Origin of the sequence: Nostoc sp. ChiVER01, assembly GCF_034531155.1 — a bacterium.
Lineage (GTDB): Bacteria > Cyanobacteriota > Cyanobacteriia > Cyanobacteriales > Nostocaceae > Nostoc.
On sequence record NZ_JAVRBS010000005.1, the window covers coordinates 102,574 to 116,530 of the forward strand.

Annotated in this window: 11 protein-coding genes and 1 tRNA gene; 5 read left to right on the forward strand and 7 right to left on the reverse strand. The window is 42.1% G+C overall.

Annotated features, from left to right (window positions below):
• The first annotated feature begins 430 nt into the window (after positions 1 to 430).
• Positions 431 to 1,984 carry a serine/threonine-protein kinase gene (locus RMY00_RS08990; RefSeq protein ID WP_322647205.1) on the forward strand — a complete coding sequence of 518 codons (1,554 nt, stop codon included), beginning with the start codon at positions 431 to 433 and terminating at the stop codon, positions 1,982 to 1,984.
• 463 nt (positions 1,985 to 2,447) lie between these two features.
• Here the strand turns inward: RMY00_RS08990 and RMY00_RS08995 are convergent, their stop codons facing one another.
• From RMY00_RS08995 to RMY00_RS09020, 6 genes are all read right to left on the reverse strand, one after another.
• Positions 2,448 to 2,645: an NblA/ycf18 family protein gene (locus RMY00_RS08995; RefSeq protein ID WP_190732564.1), complete on the reverse strand. Its 198-nt coding sequence runs from the start codon at positions 2,643 to 2,645 to the stop codon at positions 2,448 to 2,450.
• Between the two features lie 656 nt (positions 2,646 to 3,301).
• Positions 3,302 to 4,027, reverse strand: a complete 726-nt coding sequence (locus RMY00_RS09000) for a Stp1/IreP family PP2C-type Ser/Thr phosphatase (RefSeq protein ID WP_322647206.1) — start codon at positions 4,025 to 4,027, stop codon at positions 3,302 to 3,304.
• 26 nt (positions 4,028 to 4,053) lie between these two features.
• Positions 4,054 to 5,739 carry an AarF/ABC1/UbiB kinase family protein gene (locus RMY00_RS09005; protein ID WP_322647207.1) on the reverse strand — a complete coding sequence of 562 codons (1,686 nt, stop codon included), beginning with the start codon at positions 5,737 to 5,739 and terminating at the stop codon, positions 4,054 to 4,056.
• A 194-nt stretch (positions 5,740 to 5,933) separates the two neighbouring features.
• A complete protein-coding gene (locus RMY00_RS09010; RefSeq protein ID WP_322647208.1) occupies positions 5,934 to 6,260 on the reverse strand; it encodes a DUF6825 family protein in 327 nt (108 codons plus the stop codon).
• Positions 6,261 to 6,411: 151 nt separating this feature from the next.
• Positions 6,412 to 7,041, reverse strand: a complete 630-nt coding sequence (locus tag RMY00_RS09015; RefSeq protein ID WP_322647209.1) for an ATP-binding cassette domain-containing protein — start codon at positions 7,039 to 7,041, stop codon at positions 6,412 to 6,414.
• Between the two features lie 37 nt (positions 7,042 to 7,078).
• Entirely contained in the window at positions 7,079 to 8,038 is a 960-nt protein-coding gene (locus RMY00_RS09020; protein ID WP_322647210.1) for an ATP-binding cassette domain-containing protein, read from the reverse strand.
• A 494-nt stretch (positions 8,039 to 8,532) separates the two neighbouring features.
• Here RMY00_RS09020 and RMY00_RS09025 point away from each other — a divergent pair, with 494 nt between their 5' ends.
• Positions 8,533 to 9,297 carry a Uma2 family endonuclease gene (locus tag RMY00_RS09025; RefSeq protein WP_322647211.1) on the forward strand — a complete coding sequence of 255 codons (765 nt, stop codon included), beginning with the start codon at positions 8,533 to 8,535 and terminating at the stop codon, positions 9,295 to 9,297.
• A 12-nt stretch (positions 9,298 to 9,309) separates the two neighbouring features.
• Here RMY00_RS09025 and RMY00_RS09030 read toward each other — a convergent pair whose 3' ends face one another.
• A complete protein-coding gene (locus RMY00_RS09030; protein ID WP_322647383.1) occupies positions 9,310 to 12,036 on the reverse strand; it encodes a CBS domain-containing protein in 2,727 nt (908 codons plus the stop codon).
• 571 nt (positions 12,037 to 12,607) lie between these two features.
• Between RMY00_RS09030 and psbZ the strand changes: the two genes are divergently transcribed.
• The 3 genes from psbZ to RMY00_RS09045 all read left to right on the forward strand — a co-directional run bounded on the left by psbZ (position 12,608) and on the right by RMY00_RS09045 (position 13,789).
• The gene (psbZ, locus tag RMY00_RS09035) at positions 12,608 to 12,796 is read left to right on the forward strand and encodes a photosystem II reaction center protein PsbZ (RefSeq protein WP_109008404.1); all 189 of its coding nucleotides are present in this window, start codon (positions 12,608 to 12,610) and stop codon (positions 12,794 to 12,796) included.
• Between the two features lie 188 nt (positions 12,797 to 12,984).
• A complete protein-coding gene (ribH, locus tag RMY00_RS09040) occupies positions 12,985 to 13,563 on the forward strand; it encodes a 6,7-dimethyl-8-ribityllumazine synthase (protein ID WP_251959137.1) in 579 nt (192 codons plus the stop codon).
• A gap of 154 nt (positions 13,564 to 13,717) precedes the next feature.
• Positions 13,718 to 13,789, forward strand: a tRNA-Gly gene (locus RMY00_RS09045).
• Positions 13,790 to 13,957: the final 168 nt, after the last annotated feature.

The following is a 13,957-nucleotide window of genomic DNA, read 5'->3' on the forward strand; positions in this document are numbered from 1 at the left end:
ATCTCTAAAAGAGGACTGAAAAAAGCTAGTACAGCAAGCGCGGAAATAAATATACCCTTCGGGTGACGCTCCTACGTCGCTACCGCTACGCTAACACCAGTCGCCTGTGGAGGAGCCAGTGCGGTCTTGGGGTCTCCCCAAGTGGAGCATCTGGCGTTGGAAACCCTCCCGCAGCGCTGGTTCACCATTTCAAATGGCGCAAGAAGCTCAGAATACAATTTCTTTGACTTTTGAGAGCCATAACGCTAAGAGCGTAGCTTACTTCCCCGTAGGGCTATAAGTCGGCACTGCAAGGGCGCAATGGCTCCTTTTGACTTCTGCCTTGCGGTATCAGCCTAGAAAGTGATTTATAGGCACAATAATCAAATATCAGTTTGAATGTACTTTTCCTTCTAAACACTTACAACCTGCTTTTGGATTCAAATTCTCTATGTCAGACCCCAACATTGGTCGCTTACTCAGCAAACGCTACCAACTCCAGGAGTTAATCGGTACTGGAGCAATGGGTCGGGTTTATCGTGCTAAAGATACTTTGTTAGGAGGTGTACCTGTTGCGGTTAAGTTTCTAGCGCTATCAATCCAAAATGAAAAGATGCAATTGCAAGACCGCTTTGAGCGAGAAGCAAAAACCTGTGCTTTACTAGGGCAAAAAAGCATTCACATTGTCCGAGTCATGGACTATGGCGTAGATGACAATAATACCCCGTTCTACGTCATGGAATACCTACAAGGACAAAGCCTGAACAATATTATTCGCAAGCAACGATTGCCTTTACCAAGATTTTTGAGTATGGTGCGTCAACTCAGCCTGGGGTTACAGTGCGCTCATGATGGCATCCCAGTTGAGGGTCATATTTACCCAATTATCCACCGCGATATTAAGCCAAGCAATATGCTGGTAATTCAAGATCCCAGTTTTGGAGAATTGGTCAAGGTTTTAGATTTTGGTATTGCTAAATTATTACAGTCAGATGGCGACCATACAAAATTCTATTTGGGGACATTGGCTTATTCTTCTCCCGAACAGATGGAGGGTAAAGAATTAGACAATCGTTCTGATATTTATAGTTTGGGCGTCATGATGTTTGAGATGCTCACAGGCAAAATGCCACTGGCGCCATCAACTCACTCTTTTGGAGCGTGGTATAAAATACATCACTATCAAAAACCACGTTCTTTTGCTGAGGTTGCGCCCGGATTAGAATTACCAAAAGAAATCGAAAATTTGGTGATGAGTTGTCTAGCTAAAGTACCACGCGATCGCCCCCAAAATATCACTGAAATCCTTAAGGTTTTAGCATCTCTAGAACAGCCTGAGCATACACGCAAAATTAAGCAAGACATCCAGGCGCTAGTTCCTGCCACTAAAGTAAGCAATGAGTTTGAACAAAAGACAAAAGGTGATTCGCGGATATCCTCAGCAAACGATGAAATCGCTCGTGCTATTTCCTGGCCCCAAAATAAACCACTTGCCGATATTGTTTTTCCCCAGTCCATTAATAACAATGGGGAGCTTTTACCCGCTCTGTGGGTGATGCTACCGCAAGAGGAAATTCAAAAGCGCTTACTCTGTACCCGCTATAACCAATTTCTTTTTATCTCTATTCCCCATCCCATGCTGCTATGGATTACTGTCATCTACAACCGCAAACATGGCGCTAAATGGTTACCTTACTACCTTGATCTTAAAACCAGTCTTGGTCAAGAAATTGCCCGGTTACTACAGCACACAGGTTATTATCGTCTGTTGTTCTTTGCACGAGAAACACCAAATCGCTGTACCCATATCTTACATTCCAGCATCGCTTCCGCCCAGCGCCAACGTTTGCAAGAGTGGCTTGCAATGAGCAATACATTGATCTCTTCTGCCGACTCGCAAATTAGTAAAAGCTTACTCAAAAGTGAGTATGAAAAGATTAAGCCTCAAATTCTCGCAAAACTGGAAAGTATTGATACAGATTCTCCATACGATCTTTCCAACTAGGAATAATTTCTTTATGTTACATGTCTTATATGTAATTAAAGGGTGTTTCTTGAATAATGTAAACTTTTATAAACAAAATATGTATAAAGATGTAAGTTCTAGTTATATGTATAAAGAGTGAAAAAACTAGCTGCCAAATCACGGCTATTTAAATTCTCTCTCAATCTTTCTGTGTATATATTCCGGGAGATTGTAGATTTACGCAGGTTAATTTTCATATTAGACGAACCAAAAGAAAGTCTGTCTAAAGCCAAAAGTAGATTTTTCCTACAAGATTTAAGTAAGTTTAGACTCTAGCAGATGTATCGTCGAAAAGTTTACTCATTGTTAGTTTTTGGAATTTAATTTTTGTCCAACGTTTAGAAAATTGTTTATCGAAGTTGACGCCCCGACATCCCCAGCTCTTTTCCTCCTTGGAACCAAGCAAGAGAAGGAGGTCGCCCACTGCGACAGTAGAACGACTCTATGCCATAGTGGAACCTGAATCTAAGCCCCACTGGTGCTTAAGAAGCTCTTGATAAGTTGCCTCGCGCACGACCATTTGCTCATAGAGCTTTACTAAAAAGTCTTTAGCTTGATCGTGGCTCATGTTTTGTACCTGAGTAGCAAATGAGCAGATGCTGAATTGCTGTTCTAAGGAAAGTTTCGTTGGTTGGTTCATAATTAACTCCGAAAAAACAAAGAATAAAGGTGATATCGCTTACAGAAGTCCAAATTGGATGATATTTGGACTGATATCTGTCCAACATTTGTTCCTCCGTATTACGAAAGATAACAAGTGTTTGACACATTGCCCACATCCAAAGTGTGGAACTTTTCTGCTCTGATATCTTGCACCTAATCCTAGTGATATACTACCCAAGTCAGCCAAGCCATATTCCGGAAAATATTCTCTGTTGGTCTTGGATAAATATGACTACCTCTTGACTGCTTTTTGCTTTGCATAAATCTCCTTTGAGGAGATAAGCAAATTTTGTCCTAAATCCTACATAGTTATCCTTGTTTGAGAAAAACTAAGATTTTGTCTCCTCCCAATATGGAAGAAGCTTTGGAGGGTTGGGACTTTCAGGAGGTTGGAGAATGGATGGTAATAAGCGTGAATTATAGTTGCTCTACCTTATTAGGTGCAAGATGTAAATCTACCAATTTATGCAAATTTAGCCTCTTTTAAATCACTTTAGAGGCTAAAAATATTTGTATCAAATTGTAAAAAGTAAAAATGCTCATGCTGAACAAATTGCTGAGTATATCTACCAGATTTGTCATTTGTCCTTTGTCCCTTGTCCAAGTAACTCTTGACCAATGACCAATAACTATTTAGTCGAGTGAGACGATGACAACTGTAATGTTATCGTGCCCTCCGTGGTCTTTGGCAGCCTCAACTAGAGAGATGGCGGCTTTATCAAGCCAAGGGCTGTCTTGGAGGCAGCTAGCAATCTTCTGTTCGACAAGTTCTTCTGTGAGACCATCACTACATAACAGCAAGCGATCGCCAGCTTTGACATCTAGTGGTTGTACATCAATTTGATGCAAGTCTTCACGCCCTAAACAGCGCGATAATACATGACGAAAAGGATGCGATCGTGCTTCATCTAAGGTGATATCACCGATTTTGATTGCCCGTGCTACCCAAGTGTGGTCTTCTGTGACTTGTTCTAAGTGCGAGTCTCGGAAGCGATACAGGCGCGAATCGCCAACATGAGCGCACCAGGGTGTTTCTGGGGCGCGAAAAATTACCGCTACAACCGTTGTACCCATGTCGGCGCGTTCGGGATGATTTTGCTGATCGTGCAAAATCGCTTCATTGGCATCCCACAAAGCTTGCTCTAGTAATTCTTGGGAAGATTTAGAAGATTCCCAATTTGCCAGCAAATACGCCTGAATTTCTCCAGTGGCAATGCGGCTTGCTTCTTCACCTCCGGCATGACCACCCATTCCATCGGCGACAACGAAAAATCGTCCCTCTGGGTCGATATAGTAAGCATCTTGATTATTAGAACGAATAAGTCCCGGATCGCTAAAACCCGTGAAATTAAGTTTCATAAATTATTTTTGCAACCAACCAACAATTAATACATACGATCGTAACGGTCAAGGCGTAAAAGTAGTCTGATCAGGATCACTGAAAGCCCTGCTGCAATTAAACCAGGTGCGAGTGCCCACCATACATAATTGGTAACTACTAAGATCGTAGCTGAAAGGGTGAAAGCACTGATTAACAGAGCATAGCTTATTGAGAGCTGAATACTGCTCTGTCGGCGCAATAGGCGTTCAGTTTCGATAGACCGAACGCGCAGGCGCATGTCTCCCCGTTCTAGCTTCTCTAAGGTATCCTCTAATCTACGTGGCAGACCAAACGCGGTACTACCTACCTGAGCTGCTTGACGACTTAATTCGTTAATAAAGCTATTCCCCTCAGAACCATTCATATCGGTCATAAGCTGCATTGCATACGGTTTGGCAACTTCCATAAAGTTAAACTCTGGATCTAAACCTTTGCCTACCCCTTCTAAGGTAGAAAAGGCTCGCATCACAAAAGTGAAGGTTGCTGGAAATCTAAATGGCTGATTATAAGCGATTTCGTAAAGGTCGTCACTAATTGCTGCCACTGATTGGTTTTCAAAGGGCTTATCCATGAAATGATCCAGCATGTACTGGACGGAACGCCGGACTGGGCCCATGTCATCGGTTGGGGCGATCGCGCCTAAATCGATCAGAGATTGAACAACGCGATCGCCATCTTTTTGGGCTATGCCAAACAGTGTTTGCATGAGTCCTTCACGGACATTTGACTTAATCCGCCCCATCATGCCGAAATCGTAGAATATCAAAGCACCAGTTGTACTGATGGCAATATTGCCTGGATGAGGATCGGCATGGAAAAAGCCACTGTTGAGTAATTGTAGTAAATAGGCTTGAGCGCCTTGACGAGCGATCGCCTTTCGATCTAAACCTGCTGCTTCTAAAGCTTCGTATTGGCTAATTTTAATTCCAGGGAGATATTCTAAAGTCAACACTCTAGACGAAGCGTAACGCCAGTATACTTTTGGGACGTTCACCCAATCGTAACCGCGAAAGTTCCGGCGAAAAGTATCAGCATTACGACCTTCGTTGAGATAATCAATTTCTTCCCAAAGAATGCGACAACATTCTTCATAAATACCTAACCAATCTCGTCCCCGTCCCCATTCGGGATGGTTTTGAAAATAGCGGGTAATTCCCTTAAGAATTTGTAGATCTATTTCAAATAACTTCTTTAGTCCAGGACGTTGCACCTTGACAACAACCGATTCCCCACTATGTAGCACAGCTTTGTGTACTTGCCCTAAGCTAGCAGCAGCCAAAGGAATCGGTTCAAAATTATGAAAGAGTTCAGGAATTTTCTTGCCTAGTTCTTTCTCAATGGTTGCTTCTACTTGCTCATAGCTAAATGCCGGTACTTTGTCTTGTAACTTGGCTAGTTCTTCTACATATTCACCAGGGAATATATCAGCACGGGTAGAAAACAATTGCCCTACTTTGATGAAGGTTGGGCCTAAATCCAGCAGGGTATTGCGAATCCATACCGCTTGGGTTTTGCGTCTTGCGGCTTGCTTTGCCTCAGTCACACCACCCGGATAACTCCAAGATTTGTTGTATCGCCAAAGTTTGAACAATAAGGTCAAAACAAAAGACCAAATGTCCACAAAACGCCGTCTGCTAGAGTATTGTTCCCGATTCCAACGGTATGATTTATCTGAATAACCTTGTTCCATATACTTTGTTTACCGTTGGTTTGCAACCGAATTCCTTGAAAGAAAAGACACCTGATTCCTAAACTTTTTTTTAATGTCCTTTGTCATTTGTCATTTGTACATAATAATTTTTGACCAATACAACTCTTGGAGAGGCTGCGCTAACGGCAAAGCTCTGTACAAGTGACTAATGACCAATGACTAATGACTAAAATTTATGCCGAAGTTCTACGATAATGTTGCAATTCTGTTCGTAACAGGGCAATTTCTGCTCGTAATTCATCAATATCTGCTTGTAAGTCACCAGAATCAGAACTGCCTTGTCCAGTACCTGTAGTACTTTGGCCACCATTAGCAGCTTCTGCTGCCCGATTTGCCCGCTCTAGAACTTCGTCTGTAAACTGGCGCAGATGCTCTCTAGCTTCTGCATCAAATTTGCCCAGATCGCTCAAAGCATCGGTCAAGGCGACCTCTAAACGCTCATTAACTACTTCAGCTACTGCTCTGCCTACGAAAAAGGCTTGCACAAGGGGGTTACTCATAAATTTTTGTTACGTTGCACCGCAAGAGAATTATAACTTGCCCGTATGCTTTACGGCTTCTGTTGTAGAGTTAGAAATTTACGTGGCAGGATGGGCGACTTTCAGCCTTAGTGAATAGAATTTGCAAAGTTTACGGACATTTAAGCGAGAGCTACAACGATCTTGGGTCAGAGATTTCGAGTAATTCCCAATAATATTGCTCTGGTGTATTGGGTAAATAGGTTGTCATTTGCAAGGCTTGTTCTCTCAACTTAAAACTTTGAGTAATGTTAGTTCGGCTAAGGAAGTCTAGATCGTGGGAAATTACCCAAAGTGCGCCTTGATAGTCATTAATACTTACTACCATTTGTTCAACAGTTTCAATATCCAGGTTATTAGTTGGCTCATCGAGAATCAGCAAATCGATTTCTGAGATACTGATCATAGCGATTGCTAATCTTGCCAATTCACCCCCACTCAATACAGAGGCGCTTTTGTGAACGTCATCATATTTAAACAGAAAGTGTCCTAGTTGTTGACGCAAAAGCTGATAGCTGAGATCAGGATTGGCAGCTTGCATATTTTCCAAAAGTGTGTATCGTCGATTTACCAATTCGTAGGTTTGATCGAGATATACAGCTTTTATCGCTGGTGCAAGCAAAACCTCACCTGAGTCCAAAACTGTGGTTTGGTTTTCCATCCCCAAAATTGCTTTTACCAGACTCGATTTACCAGAACCGTTTGCACCGATAATGGCTATGCGATCGCCAGATGATACATGTAATTGAATATTTTGAATCAATAGACGTTCTGATACCCTAAGATTTGCACCCTGGATATTAATTAGATTTCGGCGCTTTTGATTTTTTTTCTTCTAACTGAATACTAGTTATTTTCGTAGTTTTGACCTTCGTCTCTGCAACCTTTTGATTAGCCTTTGCTACTGCTGCTTCATGTTTCTTTTTCGCAGTTCCAGTAGACACCTCAGCTTTGGTTTTCATCAGCCCTGCTGCCATTTTATCAATACTGCCATTAAGAAACTTGGCGCGACCGTTGCGGCTAGATTGGGCTGCACGTTGCTGTTCTTGCATAGCTGTGGCTTGGGTACGTTTGAGTTCCTTTCTGGCGACTTCGTGCGATCGCAACGCTGCTTCTAACTCGATTTCTTTCTGTTCTCGATACTGAGAAAAATTGCCTCCATATACCTTTATTCCAACAAGTGTAAGTTCCCAAGTTACAGATGTAACTTGGTCTAGGAAAAAAGGTTTATGTGAGACAATTACATACGCACCATTAAAATTCAAGAGAAATTGCCTTAAACTTTCTAACGCTTGCAAATCCATGTGGTTGGTTGGCTCATCTAGCAACAGCAAATTTGGTGCTTGAGCTAAACCGATCGCTAGAAATAGTTTTGTGAGTTCTCCTCCACTCAAGTTAGTAATTGGTAGATACAAATCAATATTTGTATCAAATTGTATTTGCAAAATATCCTCAATCTTCCACCATTCATCAGACGTGGAAATCAAAAAACTAAGTACTGTATCTGCTGTTATTTTTTGTCTGATAGTGCTGATTTGTGGCAAATAATAGACAATACCATTACGCCAAACTGAGCCTGCATTGGGGCTAATTTGACCTGCAATTATCTTGAGTAGGGTTGATTTCCCTATACCGTTGCGACCGATTAAAGCAATGCGATCGCCTGCTTCGATACTCACCTGAACTTTTTGAAACAAAGTTCTGTCTAAGCTGAGTTCGTAGGCTAAATTCTCAGCTAATAATATTGATTTTTTCTGCATTATTCTCAAACCTCAATTCGCAAACTTCCACCCGCTTGTTCACAACAATTACGGGTAGATTAGACACAAAGCGAACTTAGCCGCAGACACTTGTCAAGCGGTTTAATGTAGATACGAGTGATGAAAATATTTTTAGTACATGACTATGTGAAGTAACCCTGTCAAACTAGTTGCGTTTATTCTTTGTTGACATTTGTTGCTTGGGCGCAACAGGTGCTTCGTACTACTTCATTTGTGCTATCTCGTTGGAATTGTGATGAGGTTTGATATTGACTACAGTCTAGCATGAAGGTATTTCGGAAGGGTAATGATCGCTTTTTTCTTCTCTGTGCCTTTGTGGTTAATAAAAATTTTTCACCGCAGAGGAACAGAGAACGCAAAGGCAAGAGTTACAGGAGGGATCTTGATTAGATGTCCTGCACCTATAACTAAGCGATCGCTAACTACAACACTGCTAAAATAAATCCATAACTACTTGATGCCGTATCCATTCTATGACCATAGCTCAAGAATTAGATGATCAAAAAGGCATCTGTCAAGATGTTATATTTCCCCCTGGTGATTTATATAGTGATGAGCCTCCCTTGGAAAGCGAACTTCATCTAGAGCAAATCATGCTCTTACTCAAATGCCTAAAATGGTTGTGGCGAGATAGAAATGATTTCTACGCGGCGGGAAATCTGACTATTTACTATAGTCCACGCCAACGCAAATCAGAACACTTCCGGGGGCCAGACTTTTTTGTAGTGCTGGGATGTGAACGTAAAACCCGTAAAAGTTGGGTAGTCTGGGAAGAAGATGGCAAATATCCGAATGTAATTCTGGAAATTTTGTCTGACTCAACAGCAAATACTGACAAAGATTTAAAGAAAAAGATTTATCAAGATACCTTCCGCACACCCGATTATTTTTGGTTCGACCCTTACACACAAGAATTTGCGGGATTTCATTTAGTAGATGGAGAATATCAACCTCTACAAGCAAGTGAACAAGGATATTTGTGGAGTCATCAGCTAGGGTTAAACTTGGGAGTTTATGAAGGTTTATTGCGGTTTTTTACACGAGATGGGCAATTAGTACCAACACCGGAAGAAACGGCAGATCAGATACAACAAAAAGCTGAACAAGCTGAACAAAAAGCTGAACAAGCCGAACAAAAAGCTGAACAAGCCGAACAAAAAGCTGAACAAGCCGAACAAAAAGCTGAACGTTTAGCAGCAAAACTACGGGAGTTAAATATCGATCCAGATACAATTTAGACCAGAGCTAATTCATTTAGGATAGTGTTGCGCTAAAAACTCCTCAGCTTCCGTTCTATCTTTAATCACTCCATCTAAGGTAGCAGCAACTACATCATCTAATATTTGCCGATACTGCGGCCCTGGTTTGTAATCAAGTTTCTTTAAATCATTGCCATTCAATAGTGGCTGCACATTAGCCAAAACAGTTAAATATTCCCAAATCTGATGTCTAAGCGATCGCGGACTTTGCAAAGCAATTAAAATCAGCATTGGTAAATCGTACTGTCGCAACAACTGCACTACTTGACTGGGACTTTGACACTTAGGCAAAGATTCCATCACCTCAGTTTGGGCAGAAGCCAAGTTTTGCAAGCGTTTAATAGTATCCTCTTGCAGTTGCAAATTCTTTGCTACTTTCGCCCGATATTCTGGTGCTAGATGAGCGATTAACGCTTCTAAGCGCATTTCCCAATGGATGAGGGTTTGTTCAGCATCAAATCGCCGCAAGCAGCGTTCTAGCAAACGTAGTTGTCGCAGCAATTCTGCGTCTAGCTTCAGGGTAGGATGAATACATTGCAATGCCCCTAAATTATCGAGTAATTGTAAAGCCGATTTCCAGTAGGGAGCTTCTAGGATGTGCTTTAATTCTGTTTTCAGGCGAGTTTGTAGGGCTGGAGTTTTGCTATTCTCTTGAGCAGTGCGATCGTAAACGCCACTGTTGATGGCATAGCGGATAAACTCTTCAGTTTGCGGTTCAATTTGAAATCCGAAGCGCACAGCAAAGCGCACGCCACGATAAATCCGGGTGGGGTCTTCAATAAAGCTGTTGGGGTGTAAAACCCGGATTTTCTTGGCTTGTAAATCTAGTAATCCGCCAAAGAAATCGAGTAATTCACCAGCACGGGGAGTAGTAAGGCGCAAAGCAAGGGCATTGATGCTAAAATCTCGACGATACAAGTCTTGACGAATAGAACTCGCCTCAACTTCAGGATTAGCCGCCGGATAAGGATAAAATTCTGTTCTAGCGGTGGCAATATCTACCCATAGAGAATCTAATTCTGGGTCTTTATGCCACAACAAAGCCGCAGTTTGAAAAGCCCCGTGGATTTCTAAACGAGCCGCAGGGTAAAGTTGTTGGAGTGCCTTTGCTAATTCCACACCAGCACCAACATCTGCTGATTTGTGAAAGCCATCAACCACAAGATCAATATCTTTAATCATCAAAGTGCCTGATGTTGCTTCAGCTAGCAGTAAATCCCGCACCGCACCCCCGACAAGATAAAGATGCCAACCCCGTTTTTCTGCCTCTTGCGATGCTGTAGTGAGTAATTTCCACAATTGCGGTACAAGGCGATTTTGCAACTCAGTGCTGAGAGGAATTTTGAATTTTGTTAGCGTAGCGTTAGCGTCATTTTGAATTTTGAATTTTTGTCCATCTTCGTCTTCATCCCTTTCTTGATGTAATTCCCGTAACACATCAGTACGAGTGACCAGACCAACTAACTGTTCATTCTCTAATACTGGTAAGCGTCCAATATCATAAGTCACCATCAGCGACTCAATTTCTGGCAGTGTTGTATCTGGTGCGATCGTTTTAAGATTTGTGGTCATGTAGCCTTTAACTGGCGCATGACTAAATCCGTGGTGCAGCGCAACATCAAGATCCCGGCGTGAAATAATACCTACTAGTTGTCCTTGGGCATCAACTACAGATAAACCAGAGTGTCCATAGCGTAATAAAATACGCTGGGCTTCGGCAATTGTGGTTTCAGGTAGAATCGTGCGAACAGGAGAGGACATCAAGTCCCTAGCGGTGAGGGGATGGGGAATTTGTGCTTTTACGCCGTCAAGGAGTTGTTTTAATATTGCCTCTGAATCAACTCCTCTTAGATTTAGCGATGCGGCTTGTGAATGACCACCGCCACCTAGAAGTTGAAATAATACATTAAGATTCGTTTTAGGAATGTGCGATCGCCCAATTACAGTTAAGCGTGAATCCTCTTCACCTAAAGGATACTCATTAGCCAACAATAAGGCGTCAATTTCGGTTAATTCCACAAGTTCTGATGCCAAACTCGATAATCCAGGCACAAAATTTTTAGTTCTTAGAGTTACCCAAGCAACCGTATATCCATGTAGACAAAAATATTCTAAGTTTTCCAGCGATTCAGTTAATAATTGCTGCAATTGCACAGATAAACCAGGGTCACGGTAGGTGGAAATTACCGATAAACTCGCACCTTGTTGCATCAACCAAGCCAAAGCTAGGGCATCTCGTGGTGTGGACTGATCATAAGTCAAAGAGCCAGTGTCAACGTGGATACCCAAAGCCATCACAGTTGCTTCGGCAGGAGTTAGGGAAATTTCCTGTTGTTGCAATTGCTCAACGATTAAAGTTGTGGTTGCTCCTACTGAGGAAATATATGATTCGGTAGCTGGAATATCTGACTCTTGTCCTAAGTGATGGTCATAAATTATAATTTCTCCAATATGGGGTAAATCTAACCACTCAGCAGCTTTCCCTAAGCGATCGCGCTGTTGCGTATCCACCACAGTCAGAGAACGAATTTTTTCTGGATTCACCGAACGGCGTTCAATTAAGGGATATTCATCCCGATGCAATGCTAAAAAATCCCTTACAGGAGGGTGAGAACCGCCACTTAGAACAATTTTACTTCCTGGTAACACGCGCGTTAACCCTACCGCAGCCCCTAGTGCGTCAAAATCTGCTGTTGTGTGGCAAAGAATTAAATCCATAGTATTGAGAGCCATTGGTCATTGGTGCTTAGACAAAGGACAAACGACTAAAATATTGTAATTTTTGGTAACTGAGAAATAAGAAAAAAGTATCAGTGTTGCCCTTTAGCTAAAATGGACAGGAGCTTCACCTTTTAACCCTCATAGTCAGCGCCCTAATTGTCGAATATTCTGAAATACGCGATCGCGGCGTTGTATGATTTAAGAGTTACTCGCCACCACGGTCATTGATACACCTCGCTTACTGCCCTCTAGGAAACCTACGTGAAACGTTGGACAACGGGAAACAAGTAGGCATCCTTTCAAAGAATGGAAATTTACCATTGGTTGACACATCAGTGCAAAAGTCATAAGCAATTCATCCTGTGTCGTAAAATTTGTGGGGTACGAAAGGAAGAAAAAATCAAATTTTTGACCGTGGGGGATCACAGGTACATAAAACCAAAGCTTCTGGCCAGAAGCTCCTGGAAATGTCCTATGCAATAGCAGGAGTAACCCTCGTTGCCCACACTGTACACCTTACTGTTAGTGTAAGACATATCACTATTTCGCTGTATTGGGAGAAGCAAAAATGACCATAATATTCCAATTCGCTTTGATAAGCCTAGTTCTATTGTCTTTTGTCCTGGTTGTTGGCGTTCCCGTAGCTTATGCTACTCCCCAAAATTGGGTTGAATCTAAAAAACTGCTCTGGGTTGGTTCCGCCGCTTGGATTGCTTTGGTATTTTTAGTCGGTTTGTTAAACTTTTTTGTCGTGTAGGCGACGGCTTCACTCTGGCGCAGGCACATAATATAAGAACTAGAGGGGCAGAAAAGCTAAGGTCAAATACCAAAGGAGAAAAGGAAAAATTTTTTCCGATTTCCTTTTTTTAACCGTGCTTTACTGCTCCTCTACATTTAAATAAGAAATGTATATTGGCCAGAACTATAGTTGATTAAGAGGCAGTCATGGCAGTTTTCGAGGGAACTTTTACCCAAACGGAGCCTTTGCGTTTTGCAGTGGTGATTGGTCGATTTAATGACCTAGTTACCGGAAAGCTGCTAGAGGGATGTCAAGATTGCTTGAAACGCCACGGTGTAGATCCTAACCCCCAAGGTAATCAGGTAGACTATGTTTGGGTTCCGGGAAGTTTTGAGGTACCTTTAGTAGCTCGCCAACTAGCACTTTCCCATCGTTATGATGCTGTAATTTGTCTAGGTGCAGTCATTCGAGGACAAACACCCCATTTTGATTATGTATCCGCCGAAGTTTCTAAAGGCATTGCTGCCGCCAGCTTTCAAACTGGAGTGCCAGTAATTTTTGGCATTTTGACAGTAGACACTATGCAGCAAGCCTTAGAACGGGCAGGCATCAAAGGTAATCATGGCTGGGATTATGCCCTGAATGCCCTAGAAATGGCAAGCCTGATGCGGCAACTGCGTTCTAACCTGGCAGAGCCATATTCTCGTAATAACCAGTCTTTACCAGCCTCTTTTCAAAGTGCCAGCATCGGCAATTTAACTGCGGAGTCAGAAGAACTCGGCTAAATGAGTCATTAGTCATTTGTCCTTTGTTATTCACCAATGACCATTCATTGTAGAGACGTGATTAATCGCGTCTCTACAATGAATGACCAAATAACTAAATTAAGGGGTTGACAATTAAGAATAAATCTGAGATATTAGTATATGGCAATTGATTGCGGGTATAGCTCAGTGGTAGAGCGTCACCTTGCCAAGGTGAATGTCGCGCGTTCGAATCGCGTTACCCGCTTCCAACTAAAACCTCTTGAAGTTAAAAACTACAAGAGGTTTAGTGTTTTTAAGGTGCATTAAATCAGTAAACAGTTAATCATTGGAAGTAGTCGGAGATTTGATCCCGACTAAAGCACACCACTTATATTTGTGGGGGACTCTGACTCCCAACAGGCAAATTAACTGA